The following is a 21,504-nucleotide window of genomic DNA, read 5'->3' as shown; positions in this document are numbered from 1 at the left end:
TCACGAGGGCAGGGTCGTCGAGGACGCGAGCGTCGTTCGACTTCGGGCACCCGGGCGGTCGGAAGTCAATAGCGATTCAAATCCGGTGGCGCCGAACGCGGGACCCGACATATCTGGCCGGGTAACTTTGCACCGGTGACCGGGTTCTTGTCCCAGACGGCCTTCGCGGGACGCACCGTCGTCTTGATCGGCGGGGGAACCGGCATCGGGCGCAGTGTGGCCGGGTTGGTGACCGCGGCGGGCGGCGAGGTAGTGCTCGGTGGGCGCACCGCCGCCACCCTTGCCTCCGCCGCCCAGGAGCTCGGGCCGCGAGCGCGCTGGCATCTGGTCGATACCTCGGAGCAGGCGAGCATCGATGAGTTCTTCACGGACATCGACAGGGTGCACGGGCTGTTCACCACCGCCGCCACCTACATCACTGGATCGATCACCGAGCTGTCCGTCGAGGAGGCGGCGACACCGTTCGAGTCGAAGTTCTGGGGCCAGTACCGCGTGGTGAAGACGGCTGTGCCGAAGCTCGCCGATGATGCCTCGGTGGTGTTGATGTCGGGGGCGGCCAGTGTTCGCCCCGCAGGAAACGCGCCGGCGTATGTCGCGGTGAACGCGGCCATCGAGGGGCTGGCCCGTGGGTTGGCCCGCGAGCTGGCCCCGATCCGGGTCACTGCTCTGTCGCCGGGCACCGTGGACGGGCATCTATGGAACCAGCGTGCGCCCGAGCTGCGCCGCCAGGCGTTGGAACACATCGCGGCGGCGGCCGCCCTCGGCCGGGCCGTCACGGAGAACGAAGTGGCCCAGGCCGCCGTCTACCTTCTGCTGAACACCGGCACTACCGGCTCGACGCTGTACACCGACGGCGGGTACTCCTTGCGCTAGACGCTCCAGGCGCTTGCCAGGCCGGCAGAGACCGACGCCGCAGCCGTCAGCAGCCCATGCCAGGTCTCCGGCTGCAGCTGCTGGATGTCCAGCGGGCCCGCGGTCGCGATGTGCGGGTCATATGGCACGGCGACAATGTGGTTCGGCGAGATCCAGCGGTGGAACCGGGCGACCATGGCCGCCACCAGACGCTCGGAGTTCCTGCGATCTTCCCGACTGTCATAGCCACGGACATGGTTGATCACCACCACCATGCGGGGGATCAGGTACTCGTAGCCCTCGGAGATGAGCCACTCGATCGCCCGGACCGCACCCTCGGCGCCGACCGGCGTGGCCGCCGCCACGAGCACCACACCGTTGGCGCACCGCAGCACGCCCGGCATGACCGGATGCCAGAAGTCCACGCCGGTATCGGTGATGAGCAGGCTGTAGAGCCGCTGCAGCCGGTCGTGGACCTGGGTGTAGACCTCGGAGTTGAGTTCTCCCCGGGGACGCACCGAATGTCCGTTGGCGGCAAGCACATCCAGCCCGGTCTCGGAGTTCTGACCGACGAAGAAGCGCAGATCGAAGTTGCGCTCGGGCTCGTTTTGCGCCAGTACATCGGCGAAGGTGGACGAAGCGGACGGGTCGATCCACGACGCCAGGTTGGCCGACTGGCCCGGATCGGCATCGGTGGCCAGCACCATGTCCTTGCGGCGCAGCTCGGACAGCACAGAACCGAGGGCCGCGGTCATCATCGTCTTGCCGACGCCGCCGTTGCCGCCCAGAACCGCCAGGGAGTGGATGCCTCGCCACGGGGTGCGCACCACGGCGGTGAGCTCGCGAAGTTCGGCCTCCTCGCGGGACTCGCCGGGATTGATGACGCCAAAGCTTCCGCGGTACACCCACTTACGCCAACCCATTGATGCGGGCCGGCGCGGCGGGGGCAGCATTTCCGTGCGAAGCTGGGCGCCCAATGCGTCGCCGATCGCCGGAGGGAGATCGACGCGCGGATCGTGGGGCGGCACGGCGTCCACGATGGACAGCGGGCCGCGGGGTGGCAGTTGCACGGGCGGCGGCAGAGGCCGCAATTCGGGCTGCTGCTGTGCCGCAGCCTCCGCGCGCTGTCGTTTGGCGTGTGCACCGAGCTTGATGGGGATGATGGGTCCGGTCCGGTCGAGGATCTCCTCCTCGGAGCCGTCCGCCGGGGAATCGTTGGGCGCACTCACGGAATCTCCTCCTCCACCAGAAGCCGTTTGGCCCCAGCGCTCCGACAGTTTCGTTCTGCATCGCGGGCAGCATGAGACCCGTCGCATTCGCAGTCTCTTATGGCGGCTGTGTGGATGGCGAGGGCCGTTACCCACCCGTGTCTGAATCGGCATCAAATGGGACGAGGTTGGTATGTAGTCGGTACCGGCGCTAAATCAGCAGGTCACATCCACGTACATGGTCTTGGTGGTCGTGGTGGTGGTGAAGACGCCCGGACGCTTGTTGCTCGGCAGGCCGTAATCGGACCGAGTGGTGGTCTGTCCGGGGCGCACGCTGCTGGCGGTGCACTGAGTGAGGGCCTTGGAACCGGTCTTGCTGACGATCACGTTGTATCCCTGTGCCTGAAGCTCGCTGACGGTCTGCTGGGCGTTTGTGCTGTCGGTCTGGGCGGACGCGGTGCCCAGGGCGAAGCCGAGGGGCGCGAGCGCGAGAGCGGCGGCGGCGGTTCCGGTGATGATGTACTTCTTCATGATTTCTCCTGTGCCAGTTGGTCTTTGAGTTGGATCACCGGGTTGCTTGGTGATACTTCAACGATGCGGCGTGGCGGCCGGAATGTCTGTCGGGCGATCGCCTGATGCGGGGGAGGATCTTGATGTCCACCAATTGGGGGACACGCGTGGATTTGGCGTGCCAAGCTTGCGTTTGTGCAGGTGAGCGCCGAGCTCGTGCGGGTGGTGGTCGGCGATGACCACCCCCTCTTTCGTGAGGGTGTGGTGCGGGCGCTGACCGGCAGTGGCCAGATAGAGGTGGTGGCGGAGGCCGAGGACGGCGCCGGCGCGCTCGCGCTGATCAGGGAGCACCTGCCCGACGTCGCGCTGGTCGACTACCGCATGCCGGAGCTCGACGGAACACAGGTGGCGGCCGCTGTGCGCCGCGATGAGCTGCCCACCCGGGTGCTCTTGTTATCCGCGCATGACGATGCGGCGATCGTCTATCACGCGCTGGAGGAAGGCGCCGCGGGCTTTCTGTCGAAGGAGTCCACCCGCGCGGAACTGGTCAGTGCGGTACTCGACTGTGCGCGGGGCCGCGACGTGGTGACTGCGAGCCTGACGGCCGGCCTGGCCGGTGAGATCCGCAAACGCGCACAACCGGCGGGTCCGTCGCTGAGCGCCCGTGAACGTGAGGTGCTGCGGATGATCGCCGCCGGACTCACCGTGCCCACCATCGCCAAACAGTTGTTCTTGGCCCCGTCCACCGTGAAAACCCACGTGCAGCGGTTGTACGAAAAGTTGGGTGTCGGCGACCGTGCTGCCGCGGTGGCCGAGGCCATGCGGCGCGGATTGCTTGAGTAGCCGTGGCGATCGGACTGGACCGGATAGCCGATTACTTCACCGCCGAACCCATGCGGGTTTCGGCCTGGCTGCGGCTGCCGCTGATCGTGCTGATCGTGCTGCTGGGGTCGAACCCGAACATCGAGATGTGGCACGTCGGGGTGTATTACGCGGTGCTGGCGGTGTACACGGTGTCGGCGATCGCCTGGGTGGTGATCGCGGTTCGCGGACACGTCCCGCTGTGGGTGGCTCCGGCGGCCACGGCGATCGACATCGCCGCCGTGGTGGCGCTGTGCGTGGCCTCCGGCTACGGCACGTCGGAATTGCTTCCGGTGTTCTTTCTGCTACCCGTTTCGGTGGCCTTTCAAGAGCGCCCCGCCGTGACGGCTATCCTCGGAACCGTCACCGCTGCAGGATATTTAGGCGTTCTGGTGTTCTACACCAGGAGCGGAAACATCGACAGCATTCCCGGCGACGAGTACGTCACGGTGGCCACATTGCTGTGGTTGGCCGCTGCCACCGCGGGAATGTGCTTCGTCCTCAAACGGCGCTCCGAACACGTGGGGCAGCTGTTACACACCCGCGAGCAGCTGGTCCTGGAAGCGATGCGTGCCGATGAACGGCACAACCGTGAGGTCGCCGAACAACTGCACGACGGGCCATTGCAGAACCTGCTGGCGGCACGCCTGGAGATCGAAGAAGTGCTTGAACGCCAACCGGATCCGGTACTGCGTGCGGTCCACTCCTCCCTGCGGGAGACGGCGGCAGAGCTTCGCGGGGCGGTGTCCTCGCTGCATCCGCAGGTGCTCGCCGAGCTGGGACTGACGGCGGCGATCCACGAGCTCGGGCGGCAGTACGCGGCGCGGGGCACCGCCGAGGTCAGCACCGAACTGCAGGAAGTGGGCAGCCTCCCGGTGCAGCCGTTGGTGTACCGCGCGGCCAAGGAGCTGTTGACCAACGCCGTGAAACACGGCCGTGCCAAGAACATTCACGTCGAGCTGACTCGAGACGGGAATCTTCTGACGCTTGTGGTCGCGGACGACGGCAAGGGCTTCGATCCGCGCGGACTCGCCTCGTCGGTCGCCAACGGGCATATCGGGCTGGCTTCGCTGACGGTTCCGATCGCGGCTACCGGCGGCGACGTCGAGATCGTGTCGGCGCCGGGTGCGGGCACCCGGGTGCGTGTCAGGGTGCCCGCCGATATGGCAGCGTAAGGGGGCGCTCGGTACCGAGAGCGGGCCCTCAACAGATGGAGAACAGGTGTACGACCTCGTCATCATCGGTTCCGGCAGTGGAAATTCCTTGCCCGACGACCGTTTCGCGGATCAGAAGATCGCGATCGTCGATCGCGGTGTGTACGGGGGTGCCTACGGCGGCACCTGCCTGAATGTCGGATGCATACCCACCAAGATGTTCGTCTATCCCGCGGACTTGGCCGATGAGGCGCGCGACGGTGCCCGGTTCGGTGTGGACAGCTCGGTGAGCGGGACCCGCTGGGCCGATATCCGCGAGCGCGTCTTCGGCCGGATAGATCCGATCGCGGCGGGTGGGCTGCGCTACCGCGTCGAGGACTGCCCGAACATCACCGTCTTTCAGCAGGAGGCGCGATTCATCGCACCGCTGGCCGATGCCGAGGGCGATCTGGTTCACCGGCTCCAACTGGCCGATGGCACGGTCTTGGAGGCCCGGCAGGTGGTGATCGCCGCGGGATCCCGCCCGGTTATCCCGCCCGTGATCGCCGAGAGTGGCGTGGACTATCACACCAACGACGACATCATGCGTCTGCCCGAACTGCCCGATCGGGTGGTGATTGTCGGCAGCGGCTTCATCGCTGCGGAGTTCGCGCATGTATTTAGCGGCCTGGGGTCGGCGGTGACGGTGATCGCGCGCGGCCCGAGGCTGCTGCGCGCCCAGGATGAGACGATCTCGCAGCGTTTCACCGATGTGGTGTCGGGCCGGTGGGATGTGCGGCTGAACACAGAGGTGCTGGCCACCCGTGAAACCGGTGGTGGCGGCATCGAAGTGGACCTCACCGACGGATCGACGGTGGCGGGCGACGCGCTGCTGGTCGCGACCGGGCGTACCCCCAACGGTGACCAGTTGGACGTGGCGGCAGCGGGATTGGCGCTCGACGACAAGGGCCGCGTTCCGGTCGATCAGTACCAGCGCACGCCGGTGCGCGGCATCTACGCCTTGGGTGATGTGAGTTCGCACTATCTGCTCAAGCATGTGGCCAATCACGAAGCCCGGGTAGTGCAGGCGAATCTGCTGTCCGGGTGGGACTCGCCGACCACGGCCAGCGATCACCGGTTCGTGCCGGGTGCGGTGTTCAGCCGCCCCCAGGTGGCGTCGGTGGGGTTGTCGGAGGACGAGGCGCGGCAGCACGGGATCGATGTGGCGGTGAAGGTGCAGACGTACGGGGACATCGCGTACGGATGGGCGATGGAGGACACCGAAGGCCTGTGCAAGCTGGTCGCGGACCGCGCGACGGGCCTGCTGGTCGGCGCGCACATCGTCGGCTATCAAGCATCGGCGCTGATCCAGTCACTGATCACCGCGATGAGCTTCTCGATTCCGGTGCGCGAGATGGCTCGGGGGCAGTACTGGATACACCCGGCGCTACCCGAGCTGATCGAGAACGCGTTGCTTGGCCTGGAGCTGTAGCTCAGCCGGCCATGAACTCGTCGTAGGCGGAGGCCAGGCCCGCCGGTAGCACGGTGACGTTGCATTCGCGCTGGGCGATGCCGATCGGGGCGAGAATGCCGCGTAGCTCGTGGTACTCCGCGGGATGAGCGGTGAAGTACGTGCGGATGCTGGCGGCCGCCTCGGGCCGGGACTGGTTGGGAGCGGCATCGAACACCGCGCGTGCGCCCGGGTGGCTGTCGAGGTAGCTGCGAGTCGCCGACGTGGTGGTGCCGACGGTGTCGGACAGCCTCTCCTGGCTGCAGTCCGGGGCCGCGGATGCGGTGGGAACCGTTACGGCGGCAGCGAGTCCTGCGAAGACGCTGACCGCGCTGATGAGGGTTGTCTGGCGTAGACGTACGTGGGGGAGCTTCATGGCATCTCTCTTCGGGATAGTCGTTCAACGATCCCCGACCCTGTTCCCGGCCCTTGTTTACACAGTACGCTTAACCGCCAGAGGGTCAACCGACGAGCGGGATCTCCGCGGCGATGAGATCCAGCAGTGCGGGGTAGCGCTTGGCTTCCTTGTGGTTACCGGGCTTGCCGCTGCTGACCACACCGACGGACAGGGCGCGTGCGGGATCCGCCCACACGGCGATATCCACCAGCCCGGTATGCCCGAACGCGGCCGGAGAGTTACGCCCGAATGGGCCGAATCGTTTGGAGCCCAACATGTATCCCGTGCCCCAGCGCATTGGCATGCCACCGGTCGCCATGTCGGGGCGCAGGCGCCGGGCCGGTGCCGCCGCGGCCCGGATGGTCTCGGGGGACAGGATCCGCACTCCGTCGAGTTCCCCACCGCGACACAGTATCTCGGCGAAGCGGGACAGCTCGTTCGCGGTGGAGACGGTGTTGGACGACGGCACCACGCCGGTGAGGAAGAACGGCTGGTTCGACATCGGGATGATCTCGTGCATGGTGCCACCCACCACTGCCCGGAAGGCCGCGCGCATGGGCGCGGGCAGCGGCTTGCCGGTGGGATGGCTCGGTGCCACCAGCGGCACATCCTCCGGCGCGACACCATAGTTGGTCCACCGGAACCCAAGGGGGTCAAGGATTTCCGTGGCTAGTATGTCGCGGATGCTCTTGCCGGTGGCGCCCAGAACAATCTCGCGCACCAACGGTCCCCAGGTCAGCGCGTGGTACATGTGCACCAGGCCGGGACGGTAGAGCGGGCGCAGCTGCCCGAGCTGTTCGCGGGTGTACTCGCTGTCGTCCATCCGGGTGACGTCGGGCCGCGGTCCGGTGGGCACCGGAATGCCCGCGCTGTGCGTCATCACGTGACGGATGGTGATCCGATCCTTGCCGCGGCTGGTGAAGGTGGGCAAGTAGTCGCAGACACGGTCATCGAGGGATAGTGCGCCGCGCTCGACCAGCAGGTGGACCACCGTCGTCGAGATGGCCTTGGCGGCCGAGTACACGCAGAACGGTGTGTCGGTGGTGACGGGGATCTTCTCGGCGTCGGCCGGATCGGTGGGAGCGTTGCCCCAGCCGTGTCCGATGGCACGGTTGAGGATCACCTTTCCCTTGTGCCGCAGACATACCTGAATCGCCGGGTGCATACCGGCCTGGTACCAGTACCGGGCCGCCTGCCAGATCCGTTCGACGGCGGCAGGGTCGATCTCGGAGTGGTCCTCGGCCTGATCACCGCTGCCGGTGTTCGTCACCGAGTCCAGGTCTGCCGGAACTCGTATCCGTCCGTCGTCAGTCATGATGCCCTTTCGCCGAGTGGGAATCTCACGAGGAAATTCCGACCAAATGCCTCGCCAGATTCCCATTCGACGGTAGCGGCCCGGGCGGGGTCCGATCAGAAGCCCAGGTCGCGACCGATGAGCTCCTTCATGATCTCGTTGGAGCCCGCCCAGATCTTGGTGACGCGAGCGTCCATCCAGGCCCGCGCGACCCGGTACTCCTTCATGTAGCCGTAGCCGCCGTGCAGCTGCACGCAGGCGTCGATGACCTCGTTCTGCACCTGCGAGGACCACCACTTGGCCTTCGCCGCATCGATCGCCGAAAGCTCGCCCTTGCTGTGTGCGAGCACGCCTTGATCGACGTATACCTGTGCCGCTTCGAGTTTGGTGACGAGCTCGGCGATGAGGAACTTGTTGTACTGCAGGCTGCCGATCTGTTGACCGAACGCCTTGCGCTCCTTGGCGTATTCGATCGTCTCTTCCAGCACACCGGCCGCATGGGCGATGTTGGCGACCGCACAGCCCATTCGCTCCTGGGGAAGGCGCTGCATCATCGAGATGAATCCCTGGTTGACCTCGCCGATCACGTTCTCGGCGGGTACCCGCACATCGGTGAAGAACAGTTCGGCGGTATCGGCCTCGGGCTGGCCCACCTTGTCCAGCTTGCGTCCGCGCTCGAAGCCGGGCATGCCCTCTTCGACGGCGAACAGGGTGATGCCCTTGGCCTTCAACTCGGGTGCCGTGCGCGCGGCGACGACGACGAGATCGGCACGGGCGCCGTTGGTGATGAACGTCTTGGAGCCGTTGATGACCCAGTCGTCACCGTCCTTGACCGCACTTGTCTTGAGGGCAGCCAGATCGGAGCCACCGGAGGGTTCCGTCATGCCGATGGCGGTGATCATCTCGCCACTGCAGAATTTCGGCAGCCAGCGCTGTTTCTGCTCGTCGGTGGTCAGCTCGACGAGGTACGGCGCGACGATGTCGAAATGGATGGACATCGAAGAGGCCAGCGCGGCGCTGGAGCGGGACAGCTCCTCCTGCAGAACCGCGTTGTAGCGGTAGTCCCCCGCGCAGCTGCCCCCGAACTCCTCGGGGACGTCGAGCCCCAGATAGCCCTGCTTGCCGGCCTCTAACCACAGCTCGCGGTCGATGTAGCGCTGCTCGATGAAGTTCTCGGCGCGCGGCTCGACGTGGCGCTGCACGAAGGCCTTCACGGACTCCCGGAACGCGTTGTGGTCCTCGGTGTAGATAGTGCGTTGCATGGTGTTATCGAAGCATGCGTCTAAATCCACGTGCTGAGGTGTTCGGTGAGGTGGTAGGCATGGGGACCATGAAGCTGCCCGCCGTCGCCGCGCTCGCCGTCCTCGTCGCGGGATGTGCCGCCCCGCCGGAGCAGCCCGAACAGCTCACCGCGCCGGTGGCGGGAGATCCGGTATGGACGCAGCCGCGCGCACCCATCCGCGTGCATGGCGACACCTACTACGTCGGGACAGAGGGCATCAGTTCGGTGCTGATTCGTACCGACGATGGTCTGATCCTTCTGGATGTGGGCATGCCACAGTCGGCACCCCAGGTGGAGGACAACATCCGTACGCTGGGGTTCGCCGTGGAGGACGTGAAGTACGTGTTGTCCTCTCACACGCACGTCGATCATGCGGGCGGTATCGCAGCGGTGGTCCATGACAGCGGCGCCACGGCGGTGTCGAGCCCCGTCGGCGCCCAGTCGCTATGCGCCGGGCACGTGTCTGCCGATGATCCGCAGGCCTCCGACACCGTGAACGCCGTCTTCCCCGCCGTCGAACGAGTGCGGGAGATAGCCGATGGGGAGGGGCTAAAGCTCGGAAATATCTCGGTGACAGCCCATTTCACTCCGGGCCACACACCTGGCGGTGTCAGTTGGACCTGGAAATCGTGTGAGGGCGGCCGGTGCTTGGACATGGTCTACGCAGACAGCCTCAATGCCGTCGCCACCGGCAACTACCGCTTTGTTCCCGGTCACGTGTCAAGGTTCCGGCAGAGCATTCAGACGGTGCGCGCGCTGCCGTGCGACATCGTGTTCGCCGTGCATCCCGAACAAGCGGACGACATCACGAAGTTGAACAGGCTCGCGGTGCGGCGTGACCCGAACCCGATGATCGACCCCACGGCGTGCAGGACGCTTGCGGACAAGTTCGACGCGAAGCTGGACGAGCGGATCGCCGAGGAACAGGCGGGCCGCTAAGTCGGCTGAACATCAGGTAGCCCGCGACGGCCGACGCAGAGTCGTCGGGTTAGGTCGGCTCCTTCATCCGGTGACGGCGGCCGCGCACGAGCCCTCGGCGTGACGCTGAACACCCCGTGAAGTGCCCTTTTCTGCCGCGGTCATCTGCTGCAGAGGTCGACGAGCTGCCCGTGGCAGCTGCCGGGATCGCGGCGATTCTGGGCTGTCCAGGGCCTTGTCGCCAGATCGGCCCCCATCTGGACCACCAGGAACCGCCTTGCCGCCCGACGCACTTCAGTCCAGCTCGCGATCGTCTCCGGCTGGGCCGCCCATCGAGGCCGCCTTGGTGGTGGCTGCGGGTAAATCAACCCGCGAGGCCGCGGCGCGGCATTGGCTCGCATCGCAACGACACAGCGCTGTCTGCGGCCCTTGCCGCTAGGTCCGGCTTCCTGATCCGGCCAGGTCGGGGGACGCGAAAATATAGGTACTTAAGCCTGTCCTTGACGGCCCGCCCGCCATCGCTTACTCTGCCTACCATCTAGTAGGTAGGCGAATGTGAGGAGGCGTTAATGAACGCAGGGCAGTTTGTAGGTCGGAAGCTTTTGGTGATCGGCGGTACGAGCGGAATCGGCCTTGAGGTCGCCCGAATGGTGGCGAGGCTGGGCGGCTCAGTAGTTGTGGTGGGTAACCGGCCGGAAAAGGCGGAGGCTGCACGCCAAGAGCTGGCCGAAATCGTAGGTGAAAGGAAGGCCTTCGCGCTTACGGCGGACTTGTCGTCCTTCGACACTGTTCAACCTCTGATGGACAGGATCCAGAACGAACACGGCGATGTGGACATGCTCGTCAATTCGGCTGGTATCTACTACCCCGTCGCCTTTCTTGAGCATACAATGTCCGACTACGACGCGTTTCTCAGCATCAACCGCTCGGTCTTCTTCATCACCCGGCTGGTCGCCGATTCTCTGGTAAGTAAAAAGAAGCCGGGCTCAATCGTGAGCATCACGGCCACGGCCGCAAAACAGGCTATCGATACGGTGCCGGCGTCGGCCTACTCGATGGCCAAGGTTGGGTTGGAGGCCATGACGAAACATGTGGCGATGGAGCTTGCGGAATACGGTATCCGTGTAAACGCGGTGGCGCCCGCGATTGTCGAAACCAAGATCTTTGAAAGATTCATTCCGGGCGAGGAATTAAACAACGCACTGCAAGAATTCAACGGTATGCATCCGCTTGGCCGGAACGGAACTCCTCAGGACGTGGCGGAATCGATCGTATTCCTGTTGTCCGACAAGACATCTTGGGTAACGGGGGCTGTGTGGGACATCGATGGCGGAATGATGGCAGGCCGCAAGATCGCGAAATAGCGGGCATCGACAGGGGCAAGAAGGAGAAATCTGATGGTAGATGAGTGGCAGGATCGATTGAAGGCGCTGGTCAAGAGCACCGGTATCTTCAGGAGGGCGAACCCGTCCGTGGCAAAAGCTTTTCACGACTTAGAGCTCGCCACAAGAGACGGTGGCGTTCTCGATGCCAAGACGCACGAGCTGATCTCATTGGCGGTGGCTGTTACGACCCGATGCGATGGCTGTATAACCGCACATGCAGCTGCGGCGAAAAAGGCCGGGGCCAGCGAGGCTGAACTCGCTGCAGCACTAGGTACCGCAATCTCGCTTAACGCGGGCGCCGCGTATGTCTACTCTTCACGCGCACTTGAGGCATACCAGTCGTTGTGACATCACACGCTCAGCTGTAGTGACACCGAACAACTCGAAAAATAGCAGCACTCAACTTGAAGGAGAATCATGACCGACCCAATCAACGGCATTGACGTGGCAGCTTTCCAGCAATTCGCGGCGCAGGTGCAACAAGACCCCGAGAACACGCACGCAGCGTTTTCCGTGCATACCGAATGGAAAGGTCAGGCGCGCACCGTCGCGACGGTCAAATCGTTTGAGCTGCTGGGCGAAACATACGACAGGCACTTCACCATTGAAGCCGACGAGCCGCCGCAGCTACTAGGCGGCAACAGTGCGCCCAACCCGCAGGAACTGCTCATGGCAGCTCTGAATGCATGTATGTCGGTTGGGTATGCCGCCATCGCAGCCACGATGGGTGTTACCGTTCGTTCCCTGGAGATCGAGACGACCGGCGAGTTGGATCTTCGCGGGTTCCTGGGCCTGGATGCCAATGTCAACCCGGGCTACAACGAGATTCACTACAAAGTCAGCATCGACACCGACGGCACCGCTGAGCAGATCGAGGAGATCCATGAGGCCGTCATGCGCACATCGCCGAACTTCGCGAACTTCTCCAAAGCGATACACATGATTCCTGAACTCGTTGTCGTGAACGCAGACCCAGTCCGTTAGCATCTGCCGACCAGCAAAACCGAGAGCCCAAAGCGGAGTCTGCACCGCATCGGAAGGACACAGTGGGTATGCCTCTTGACACCCGGCGATCACTTATAGAGTCAGCGGAGCACCTCATACGCGCCAGAGGTTTCTCGGCATTCAGTTATGCCGATTTAGAGAAGCGTATCGGGATTCGGAAAGCGAGCATCCACTACCATTTTCCCACAAAAGAGGACCTCGGTGTCTCTGTTGTGGAGACGTATATAACGCAGCTGGAAGAACAACTGCAGACCATCGAAGCCAACAGGTCCACGGCCCGGGGCCGTCTCGATGCATTCGCGCAGATGTTCAAAGAGTCCAGATCGGCTGGATCGCTGCCGCTGTGCGGAGCACTCGCAGCGGAAATGACGACTTTGCCAGAAAAAATGCAGGCTCTGACAACGAAGTACTTCGAGACCCACCTGCAATGGATTGAGAAAACCATTGCAGGTGGAGTCGCGAACGGTGAAATGCCCGCGGCTGGAGACGCGCGCCAAAAAGCCTACGAGATCCTCAGCCTGCTGGAGGGCGCTAGTTTCGTTAGCTGGGGTTTAAGGACTCAAGGTGACATCGATCCCGATGTCATCGGCCGCATCCTCAGGAGAAACTAGAACGGGCGCCGCCAGTTCAGGCGCAGTACCTAAAAACACTGGTCACACAGACCTTGCGGCGGCCTTGATGTATCGCGGTTGCGCACGGCCTTGACGGCAGATAGCGCGAACGCGGTAGGCGGTAACCGGTTAACGACGGTACCTGCCGCCGATCACTGATTGAGATGTTCAGATCCCTTGGCCATGCCGAAATGGCCGCCGCAGAGGCGACTTGGCGCGAGACTTGTTTGGGTCTCGAGCCTGCACCGGAGCATGACCTGCCAGATGGACGTGAGGAAGCGGCGGTATCACTGAATCGCTGGCGAATGATGCGGGCGAATTCGGTCGGATTCTGTTCCCAAAGCCGGCGCGTCGCAGCTCAGCAAGCTGCATTCCTGATGCGGACAAGGCGGGTTCTGCTCCATCTCGGGCTTGTCACACAAGCGGCTGCAGTCGGGGTCTGTCGGTTTCCGAAGTCACCAGCACGAACCTCGCCTTCCTTTCCGGGCGCGAGGCGCCCTGAGCTTCGCAAAGCCGTTGAGGCTCTTACCGATTGCCGACCCTGCGGGCCTTCGCGAGGTCGGCAACCACGATGGCTCGGGCTGATGTGTTCGTGATGGACGTCAGTAGCCGGCAAGTCTCTTGATGAGCTGTCGCCGAATCGGCGCTGGACAGTGGTTGTTGATCGCCCGCAGAACGGTGCCCGTCAGGGTGTCTACGGTCCAGTGCACCCGGGAGCGGTTCCCGGCCGCACCCATAATGGTGTCGGCAACATCGTCGGCGGTGAGCTTGACACCGACGGACTTGACCAGCTTGGTGTGCGCGATATCCATCATCGGGGTCGCTACAAAATTGGGCATGATGTCGCAGACGTGGATCCCGTGGCGCTCCCACTCGATGTTCATCGCCTCGGTGAAACCGCGTACCCAGAACTTGCTGGCCGAGTAGGTGGCTTCGCTGGGAAGGCCGTACTCGGCAGATAGTGAACACATGTTGATGACGGTGGCCCTGGGCGCTTTCGACAGGTATGGAAACGATAGATATGTGCAGTTGAGCACGCCGGTGACATTTACTCCCGTCACCAGTTCGTGCTGCTCGAGGGGCAAGGTCTGAAAGTCGCCGAGGAAGGCGACACCGGCGTTGTTGAGCAGCACGTCGAAGGCGCCGCCTTGCTTTTCGGCGAAGGCAGCCAGGACTCGGGCGACGTCGGTTTTATCGGTGACGTCCATTGTGGCGTAGGTGTGCTCGTCACCGAGTTCCCCGCGCAGGGTTTGCAGTGCAGAGGCGTTCACGTCCGTGGCGCACACCGTGGCACCGAGCGCGGCGAACCGGCGCGCGGCGGCGCGCCCGATACCGGCGCCAGCGCCGGTGATGACGACGCTGCGGCCGGTCCGGTTAGTCGAGGACATCTTGGAGGAAATCGATCTGGTCGTTAACGACGGAATTAAAGGCGGGTTCGACATAGGGCTCGAAATGGCCTATGTCGTAGATCTTTACGACAGCCGAGGGGGCCCGGTTGGCGGCCTTGATCGCCGCCGCCGGCGGAGTGGTCTGGTCTTTTGCGGCGACCTGCACGAGGACAGGGACCGCTACATCGCGGAGTTTGCGGCCCGGCGAGTACAGACCGACTGTGAGTGCGACGCGGGCGGCAACTCGTTCATCGAATACTTGCCCTTCAGGGATGAGACGTCGATAGCCCTCATGCGCGTCAGGGGCAGTCATCATGGCCGAGGACCCAGGCGTGCCGGAGGACGTGACATAGTGCGGTGAGAGCCGTAGCACCGCGCGGGCCGCGTCGTACAGGCCGTGCCCGGTGAGTTTGAGTGCTTGCATCGGGCCCAATGCGAGCACCGATGTCGGACCGTCTGCATGCGGGACCTGGGCGATGACGGCAACGGCGGCCACGGATCTGGCCATGGCCATCACATGCCCTCCTGCCAGCGACGAGCCCCAGAGCACGATTTGTGCTGGGTCCACTTCTGGTCTGGAGCGGGCGTAGCTGACCGCCGCAGCCCAGTCGGTGTGCTGTTTTCCGATGTCAAGCACTTGGCGGGGTGTGCCGTCGCTGGCGCCGAAATGCCGGTAGTCGAACACCAATACGTGGTATCCGTTCGCAACGAATCGCTGCGCGTACGCATCGAGTCGCATCTCCTTCACACCCGCCAAGCCGTGAGCCATCACGATGCATGGCGCAGGACGTTCCACGTCAGCCAGATAAATCCAGCCCGCGCACTTAGTTGATTCCGCCATGAAGGTGATGTCGGATCTATCCATCTCGGGTCTCCGTAACGGGGGCATGGGTGGCGATTGGTGGCCACCGCCCGTCACTATATGGAATACATTCCATTAATGGAAGTGATTCCAATTATGGATGTGGCTACAGTCGGCGAGTAGCGTAGCCAGGATGACTGGGGACGGGATAACCCGGACGGCACGGCGAGCCGCCGCCACTTACTGCGCGGTCGTCGACGCGGCCGAACAGCTGGTGCTGGAAAGCGGCGCCGAGGCACTCACACTGGAAGCCGTCGCGGACCGCGCGGACGTTGCGGTGCAGACGATTTACAACCGAGTCGGTGGACGATCGGCTGTATTGCTGGCAGTCGCCGAGCGCGCGCTGCAAGAAAACCGCCAGTACATGGACGCCGCGTATGCCGCGGCGGGCACGCCGGTGGATCGGATCCGTCGCGCCGCCGAGGCCTACACCCGGTTCGCGCTCGAGCGACCAGATCAATTCCGACTGCTCGCCAACCCTCCCAGCCAACCTGATGCCTTCGCGCGGATAGCCAGCCTCGTAGGAGAACAGAACGCCAAACTCGCCGAAGCGGTGTCCGAGGGCATTGCTGAGGGCAGTATCAATCCGCGCCTCGATCCGGTGACCGCCGCCACCGCCCTGTGGGCTGCGATGAACGGTATCTTGGCTCTGAGCTGGCGGCCCGACCGGCAACCTCATGATGCCAGCGGGATAAGGGATCTCATCGCCACCTGGATCACCATCGTGACCAGAGGATTGTTCATCGACTCGCCGTGACTCTCTGGGGGCCGGGAGGTGTCACGCGTCAGCGAGAACGTCCTCACCGAGCACGTCAACCGCCATGAGCGCGACATGAATGTCGAGGTCCCTGGCCGCATGTCGCGCGGTCGATTCCTTTGCGCGCATGATGCGTTGGACGACGGTGTTCTTGTGCAGGTGGGAGGAGCGGGCGACCGCCGTATAGCTCTTGTTGGCGTCGAAAAACGCAAGCAGAGTCTCGCGAAGCTCGCGTGAACGCCCCAACGTTAGAGTGCAAATTCCGGCCGATCAAAAAGTAGTGGCTCCAGCTCAGGAGTTGCGGTCAGGCCCGGACGCGGCAAGTTGATCCGGGCCAGGTATAAGAGAGCTCTCACTAAGTGGTGATCGCACGCAGCTCGCGTCGAAGGATCTTCCCTGCGGGGGACTTTGGTATCTGCTCGATAAACTCTACTTTGCGAACCTTCTTGTGCGGTGAGACACGTTCGGCGACGAAGGCAAGAATGTCGGCCTTATCGAGGTCCGCTCCCGGCTGCTCGACGACGTATGCTTTCGGCACTTCCTCGCCGTTGTCATCGAATACACCGATGACCGCCGCATCGGCGATACCCGGATGCGTCATTAGAACTGCCTCTAACTCTGCTGGTGGCACTTGATAACCCTTGTATTTGATCAGTTCTTTTAGTCGATCGATCACCGTGACAATACCGTCGGAATCCACTGTGGCGATGTCACCGGTATGCAGGTAACCGTCTGAATCAATGACTTCCGCTGTTGCGCTCTCGTTGCCGAGATATCCCGCCATGATATTGGGTCCTGCACACCATAGTTCTCCTGGTGCACTCGTTCCGTTGATCGGTCTTGCGATTTCCACCGCCGTAGCGGTGTCCACGAGCTTGCATCTCATGTTCGCAACGGTCACACCTACGGTGTTCAGGGATATGTCGTCACGATCGATCGGTATGACGTGGCTCACCGGACTCATCTCCGACATGCCGAAACCCTGGCGGACGTTGCAGCCGAGTCGACGGGCGACAGCCTCGCCAAGCTCGCAGTCCAGCGGTGCCGCCCCCGAGAAAACCGAATGCAACGACGTGAGATCGAATTCATCGACCAGCGAGTGCTTTGCCAATGCTATGGCCACTGGTGGCGCGATGAACGCGTAAGTACATCGGAAGGAAGAGATTGTGTAAAGGAACTGTTCGAGATCGAACTTCTGCATCGTCACGAGCAAAGCCCTTTGATGGAGTGCCGAATTGAGCAAGACGGTCATCCCGTAGATGTGGAAAAAGGGGAGAACCGCAAGGATCCTGTCGTCGGATCGAATGCCCATCGGCGCGCTGATCTGGCACATGTTGGCAACGAGATTTCGATGGGTGAGCATCACACCTTTCGACCTTCCGGTAGTGCCGGAAGAGTACGGAAGTACAGCAAGTTGCTGACTCGGATCGAATTGGACTTCCGGCGCTGTTCTTTCTTCGTCGAGAAGGTCTTGAAAGGTCGAGAACCCTTCTGCGTCGTCGAGCACAAAGATTCGGTCTCGCGAAATAGTAGCCTGATCAGCTGCTGCTTCTGCTTGCGGCAACAGCGCTGCACACGTAAACAGAAATTTTGCAGCCGAATCTTGCAATTGTCGGGCTATGTCGGATGCGGTATACAACGCATTGATCGTGGTGGCTACTCCGCCCGTGCGCAGGATGCCATGAAATACGGTGGCAAAAGCAGGTACATTCGGTGAATGAAGTCCTACTACGTCGCCGATGACAAGCCCTCGGGCAACAAGTGCTCCGGCGATGCGTTCGATGCCAGACAACAATGCCCCGTAGGTAACCGTTTCCCCGGTGGCGCTATCGGTCAGCGCCGGCAAAGACTGCGCGTCGGCCTCGATGTCGCCGAACAGGAACTCGTAGACGCTGACATCCGGGATGTCGACATCAGGAAATGGGCTCGCGAAACTCACGACTCTCCTTGTTGATTCGATGCTCGGCGATCAATTGCTGGGTGACGGCACGAGGACCTGCCGCATGTCACCGATGCCCTCGATAGAGCTGACCAGCACTTCGCCGGGCCGGAGCCATCGCTGCGGGTTTTGTGCCATTCCCACTCCTTCGGGAGTGCCGGTGAACAAAATGTCGCCTGGATAAAGAGTGAGGACCTCGGAGATCGTCGACAGAAGGCGATCGACGGCAAAGATCATGCCTGTAGTGCGCGCATCTTGCACGGCCTCGCCGTCGATCGCGCACGTCAGTCGTAAGTCGTTGCGGTCCTGCAGTTCGTCTGCTGTCACGAGCCACGGGCCGACCGGCGAAAAATTGGGAAACGATTTCGGCAGGCTCCACTGCACGTGTGGGCCGTTGAACTGCATGCCTCGCTCAGTGATGTCCTGTCCTACCGTCACGCCCGCGATGTGTTGCCACGCGTCCGCGACCGCAACGTTATGTGCAGCCTTGCCGATGATCAGCACGAGTTCGACCTCCCAATCGACCTTCCCGCCAGGAGGAATCACGACCTCGACATCCGGTCCAGCAAGTGAGGACGGAAACTTGGTGAATGTCGGCGGGAGAATGTCGGTCCGTTCGAAGCCTGCCTCTGCGACGTGCGTGCTGTAGTTCAGGCCCGTTGCAACAATCTGCCTGGGTTGGGGAGAAGGGGGACCGAGCTGAGATCGGGTGAAATGGATTTCATCCTTGGTACCCAGCACCTGGGCCCAAGCGAGGAATTCATCCCAATTTTCGTAGAGGGCCTGCCAGGCTTGGCCGTATTTACCATTGGACGCAGATTCGACGTCGATACCACGATCGTCGGCCGTCAAGACTGTTGCCCGGCCATCGACATTCGCAATTCGCATGAGATATTCCTTCTCCTGGTGGCTGCTAGTATTAACGTTCTACGGTTGTATTTGTGGTGCAGAAATATTAGCGCGCTCCGGCAACGGACAATTCTGACTCGAGTGGAAGAAGAGGAGGGTGTCGGCAATTTCGACTAACGCATCGACCTATTAAGGCGACCAAAGAGTTGGGTGGTTGCATTGGTGTTCGGGAGGCTTCCCCGCAAGCACCCGCACGACTTCCTGTGCGGCGCTGTGCCGCAGCTCCGCTAGCGCAGCGTCGGAGCTGAAGGCTATGTGCGGAGTGACGATCACGGAGTCATGACCCAATAATGCCTCGGGTACCGTCGGTTCTCCTTCGATGACGTCAAGGCCTGCGCCGCCGAGGTGACCGGAATTGAGCGACTCAAGCAACGCTGCCGTATCGACCAGCCCTCCACGGCTCACATTGATCAGGACGGCGCCGGGACGCATGATTCGCAGTTCGTGCGTGCCGATGAGGTGGTGGGTTTCGTCCGTCAGCGGAACATGTAGGAAGACGACATCGCTGGAGGACAGCAATTCTGTTATGGGCACGTTTATTGCGGACGTGGCATGGTCAGGTGGAGTACGAGAAGAAACGAGAACCTTGGCGCCGAAAGCATGAAGTTTTGCCGCCGTTCGACGACCGATTTGCCCGAATCCTATGATGCCGCAGGTAAGCGTAGAGAGTCGACGGAGATGAAAACTTGAAGGATTCCACCGTCTGGCCCTGACTTCTCGATCGGCATGTGCGACTCCGCGAGTCCATGCGAGCGCCAGTGCGACCGCATGGTCGGAGACCTCTTCCGCGCAGTAGTTCGGAACATTGGTGACTACAACGCCGCGTGCGGTTGCTGTCGATACCGCGATGTTGTCGAGCCCGACGCCCATCCGCGTTATCACTCGAAGATCCTTCGCGCTGCTGATGGCTTCACTGGAGACCTTGTCCCAGCATGTAAGGATTGCGTGCGGCTGGATGTCGGAAACCAACCGATCGATGACCTCAACCGGGTTGGGCCCTGCTCCGGCTGCCACCAGAGCGATTCCTGCGTCCTCGAGAATCTGCCGCTCAATCGTATCGTCAGGCCATGCTCGGTCGGTCAGAATGGCTACTCGTCGACGGCAATTCGGCATGTGGTTGCTCCAATCGTTGGGGCGCGCCGTGTGAGCGGAGGAAACGCGACGGACGACTGCTAACGATAGCACGAACGGTCTCCAGTCGACTAGAAACTGAGGAACTCTGGCGATCAGTTGAGACGTGCTGTGCTGCCCCGGATCTGTAGGCTTCCGGATACCAATGACGTGTAGGCGCCTGGGCTGTCGGCAGGCGCACGCAGATGGTCTACGACCCACAATGCGCAGCTGGCGGCGGCCGCGGCAACTGGCAAAGTCATCGTTGTCAATCCGCTGCCCCACCATGAAAACCCGGGCTCGTCACCGAACCCGACGATCGAGAGTCGGTCCGGAACGGCCGTTCTGTCGGCTGTCAGAGCATCGAGAACTCCGGCAGTGAGCTGTACCGAGCCGAGTACGAGTCCGGTAGGCGGGCGCTTCGATGCGAGCAGCTCTCTCACGGCGTTCGATGCGCCGCCGACCGACGCCGGCGGAATGAAGTGTTGTAACTCGGGTTCGTCAGCCATCTGGTTGTCGCGAATGACGCTCCGGTAGCCCCGAAAGCGTTCGAACCCGGTTGAAAGCGACAGCGGGCCACCGATATAGGCGACGCGAGTATGTCCGAGCTGCGCCAAGTGGCCCGTCGCTTCTCTCAAGGCGTCGTAGTCACCTATCCCGAAGCACTGGTCACCCCAGCCTGGCTGTTTGCGCAACAGTTGCACATGTTGAATCGATTCGAGTAGCTTGACGACCTCTGGATGTGGTGAGCCGCTCGGCACCACTATCAGACCGGCAGCCTTGCCTGCGACGAGGTCGCGAACATGCCGCAATTCGGTACTGCGATCGTCCCCCGACTCCGCGAGCATCAGTTGGTACCCGTACTGGCTCAATGTTACTGAAAGCTGATGTGCGACACTGGCGTAGAAGCTGTTGCGAATATCCGGAACAATCAACCCGACCAAGTTACTGGGCTGGCCGCGTACAATTCGGGCAGCGCTGTTGCCTGCGTAGCCCATTTCTGTCGCGGTTTCTCGCACGCGCTGGCGGGTCGCGCCGCTGATCCGATTGTCGTCGGCCAGGGCACGCCCAACTGTAGATATCGAAACTTGCAACCGTTCCGCGACGTCCTTCGCAGTGACCATGGCACGCTCGACCTCCCGTGAGTAAGTATAACGTTAGCAAGCCCATCACTTGCCGCTGTGGCTATGCTCTTGATTCAACGGTGAACGATGATCGGGTCATTGCACGAATAGGTGACATCTTGACCCGCCCTGCCTGGGTTCCACTTGTCGTGACTAACTGCCGGCGGTGAGGGTGTCGTTGGTGAAGGATAGTTCGTATTCGACCGGGGTGCGGTAGTTCAGCTCCGAGTGGCGGCGTTGCCGGTTATGGGGGTTTCTATGTAGTCGAAGACCGCGTTGGCGAGCTCCAGCCGAGTCTTCCACTTCTGGCGGTCGAGAAGCTCGATTTGCGCGAAGGACCAAAAGCATTCCAGTACAGCGTTGTCCAGGCCGTCACCGATCGTTCCGAAGGACGGCAGCAGTCCGTTGGGACGGATCTTCTCTCCGAAAACTCATGAGGTGAACTGAGT

General features: G+C 62.5%; 22 protein-coding genes and 1 pseudogene. 10 read left to right on the top strand and 13 right to left on the bottom strand.

The features are described 5' to 3' along the window. The first annotated feature begins 135 nt into the window (after positions 1-135). A complete protein-coding gene (locus tag AC5Y5C_RS00115) occupies positions 136-873 on the top strand; it encodes an SDR family oxidoreductase (RefSeq protein WP_499967968.1) in 738 nt (245 codons plus the stop codon). On the opposite strand, the gene AC5Y5C_RS00110 is transcribed toward AC5Y5C_RS00115, so the two are convergent. Both AC5Y5C_RS00110 and AC5Y5C_RS00105 read right to left on the bottom strand, forming a co-directional pair. After that, positions 870-2,081 (bottom strand): MinD/ParA family ATP-binding protein, encoded by a 1,212-nt coding sequence (locus tag AC5Y5C_RS00110; protein WP_499967967.1) that lies wholly within the window; start codon positions 2,079-2,081, stop codon positions 870-872. The genes AC5Y5C_RS00115 and AC5Y5C_RS00110 overlap by 4 nt on opposite strands. Positions 2,082-2,276: 195 nt before the next feature. Next, complete coding sequence (locus AC5Y5C_RS00105; RefSeq protein WP_499967966.1) at positions 2,277-2,591, bottom strand: hypothetical protein; 315 nt, start codon at positions 2,589-2,591, stop codon at positions 2,277-2,279. A gap of 195 nt (positions 2,592-2,786) precedes the next feature. Between AC5Y5C_RS00105 and AC5Y5C_RS00100 the strand changes: the two genes are divergently transcribed. The 3 genes from AC5Y5C_RS00100 to AC5Y5C_RS00090 are packed head-to-tail and all read left to right on the top strand — an operon-like array spanning position 2,787 to position 6,056. Further along, the gene (locus AC5Y5C_RS00100; RefSeq protein ID WP_078315500.1) at positions 2,787-3,413 is read left to right on the top strand and encodes a response regulator; all 627 of its coding nucleotides are present in this window, start codon (positions 2,787-2,789) and stop codon (positions 3,411-3,413) included. A 50-nt stretch (positions 3,414-3,463) separates the two neighbouring features. Next, positions 3,464-4,606: a sensor histidine kinase gene (locus AC5Y5C_RS00095; RefSeq protein WP_499969237.1), complete on the top strand. Its 1,143-nt coding sequence runs from the start codon at positions 3,464-3,466 to the stop codon at positions 4,604-4,606. 46 nt (positions 4,607-4,652) lie between these two features. Next, positions 4,653-6,056, top strand: coding sequence for a mycothione reductase (locus AC5Y5C_RS00090; RefSeq protein ID WP_499967965.1), 1,404 nt, complete (start codon positions 4,653-4,655; stop codon positions 6,054-6,056). A 1-nt stretch (position 6,057) separates the two neighbouring features. Here AC5Y5C_RS00090 and AC5Y5C_RS00085 read toward each other — a convergent pair whose 3' ends face one another. The 3 genes from AC5Y5C_RS00085 to AC5Y5C_RS00075 form a co-directional block, all read right to left on the bottom strand. Further along, positions 6,058-6,450, bottom strand: coding sequence for a hemophore-related protein (locus AC5Y5C_RS00085; RefSeq protein ID WP_499967964.1), 393 nt, complete (start codon positions 6,448-6,450; stop codon positions 6,058-6,060). 85 nt (positions 6,451-6,535) lie between these two features. Beyond that, entirely contained in the window at positions 6,536-7,786 is a 1,251-nt protein-coding gene (lipE, locus tag AC5Y5C_RS00080; RefSeq protein ID WP_499967963.1) for a lipase LipE, read from the bottom strand. A gap of 95 nt (positions 7,787-7,881) precedes the next feature. After that, positions 7,882-9,027 carry an acyl-CoA dehydrogenase family protein gene (locus AC5Y5C_RS00075; protein ID WP_499967962.1) on the bottom strand — a complete coding sequence of 382 codons (1,146 nt, stop codon included), beginning with the start codon at positions 9,025-9,027 and terminating at the stop codon, positions 7,882-7,884. Between the two features lie 59 nt (positions 9,028-9,086). Between AC5Y5C_RS00075 and bla the strand changes: the two genes are divergently transcribed. The 5 genes from bla to AC5Y5C_RS00050 all read left to right on the top strand — a co-directional run bounded on the left by bla (position 9,087) and on the right by AC5Y5C_RS00050 (position 12,966). Then, the gene (bla, locus tag AC5Y5C_RS00070) at positions 9,087-9,986 is read left to right on the top strand and encodes a subclass B3 metallo-beta-lactamase (protein WP_499967961.1); all 900 of its coding nucleotides are present in this window, start codon (positions 9,087-9,089) and stop codon (positions 9,984-9,986) included. Between the two features lie 548 nt (positions 9,987-10,534). Next, positions 10,535-11,329, top strand: coding sequence for an SDR family NAD(P)-dependent oxidoreductase (locus AC5Y5C_RS00065; RefSeq protein WP_499967960.1), 795 nt, complete (start codon positions 10,535-10,537; stop codon positions 11,327-11,329). Between the two features lie 33 nt (positions 11,330-11,362). Then, entirely contained in the window at positions 11,363-11,698 is a 336-nt protein-coding gene (locus AC5Y5C_RS00060; RefSeq protein ID WP_499967959.1) for a carboxymuconolactone decarboxylase family protein, read from the top strand. 69 nt (positions 11,699-11,767) lie between these two features. Beyond that, positions 11,768-12,334 carry an OsmC family protein gene (locus tag AC5Y5C_RS00055; RefSeq protein ID WP_499967958.1) on the top strand — a complete coding sequence of 189 codons (567 nt, stop codon included), beginning with the start codon at positions 11,768-11,770 and terminating at the stop codon, positions 12,332-12,334. Between the two features lie 68 nt (positions 12,335-12,402). Continuing rightward, positions 12,403-12,966, top strand: a complete 564-nt coding sequence (locus AC5Y5C_RS00050) for a TetR/AcrR family transcriptional regulator (protein WP_499967957.1) — start codon at positions 12,403-12,405, stop codon at positions 12,964-12,966. 602 nt (positions 12,967-13,568) lie between these two features. Here AC5Y5C_RS00050 and AC5Y5C_RS00045 read toward each other — a convergent pair. Continuing rightward, a complete protein-coding gene (locus tag AC5Y5C_RS00045) occupies positions 13,569-14,354 on the bottom strand; it encodes an SDR family oxidoreductase (protein WP_499967956.1) in 786 nt (261 codons plus the stop codon). After that, the gene (locus tag AC5Y5C_RS00040) at positions 14,341-15,219 is read right to left on the bottom strand and encodes an alpha/beta fold hydrolase (protein ID WP_499967955.1); all 879 of its coding nucleotides are present in this window, start codon (positions 15,217-15,219) and stop codon (positions 14,341-14,343) included. The genes AC5Y5C_RS00045 and AC5Y5C_RS00040 overlap by 14 nt, the downstream gene beginning before the upstream one ends. Positions 15,220-15,349: 130 nt before the next feature. Between AC5Y5C_RS00040 and AC5Y5C_RS00035 the strand changes: the two genes are divergently transcribed. Continuing rightward, a complete protein-coding gene (locus AC5Y5C_RS00035) occupies positions 15,350-15,973 on the top strand; it encodes a TetR/AcrR family transcriptional regulator (RefSeq protein ID WP_499967954.1) in 624 nt (207 codons plus the stop codon). 21 nt (positions 15,974-15,994) lie between these two features. Here AC5Y5C_RS00035 and AC5Y5C_RS00030 read toward each other — a convergent pair whose 3' ends face one another. From AC5Y5C_RS00030 to AC5Y5C_RS00005, 6 genes and pseudogenes are all read right to left on the bottom strand, one after another. Then, positions 15,995-16,219 carry a helix-turn-helix domain-containing protein gene (locus AC5Y5C_RS00030; protein ID WP_499967953.1) on the bottom strand — a complete coding sequence of 75 codons (225 nt, stop codon included), beginning with the start codon at positions 16,217-16,219 and terminating at the stop codon, positions 15,995-15,997. A gap of 109 nt (positions 16,220-16,328) precedes the next feature. Next, complete coding sequence (locus AC5Y5C_RS00025; RefSeq protein ID WP_499967952.1) at positions 16,329-17,912, bottom strand: AMP-binding protein; 1,584 nt, start codon at positions 17,910-17,912, stop codon at positions 16,329-16,331. A 30-nt stretch (positions 17,913-17,942) separates the two neighbouring features. Next, positions 17,943-18,800 (bottom strand): fumarylacetoacetate hydrolase family protein, encoded by an 858-nt coding sequence (locus AC5Y5C_RS00020; RefSeq protein ID WP_499967951.1) that lies wholly within the window; start codon positions 18,798-18,800, stop codon positions 17,943-17,945. A 150-nt stretch (positions 18,801-18,950) separates the two neighbouring features. Continuing rightward, on the bottom strand, positions 18,951-19,934 hold the full coding sequence (locus tag AC5Y5C_RS00015; RefSeq protein WP_499967950.1) for a C-terminal binding protein: 984 nt from the start codon (positions 19,932-19,934) through the stop codon (positions 18,951-18,953). A 113-nt stretch (positions 19,935-20,047) separates the two neighbouring features. Next, entirely contained in the window at positions 20,048-21,055 is a 1,008-nt protein-coding gene (locus AC5Y5C_RS00010) for a LacI family DNA-binding transcriptional regulator (RefSeq protein ID WP_499967949.1), read from the bottom strand. Positions 21,056-21,208: 153 nt separating this feature from the next. After that, a pseudogene (locus tag AC5Y5C_RS00005) lies at positions 21,209-21,486 on the bottom strand (IS3 family transposase); the annotation flags it as partial. Positions 21,487-21,504 lie beyond the last annotated feature (18 nt).

Source organism: Mycobacterium sp. NGS15, from assembly GCF_059813245.1.
Note: the sequence above shows the minus strand (reverse complement) of the source record. Positions and strands in the feature narration are given on the sequence as shown.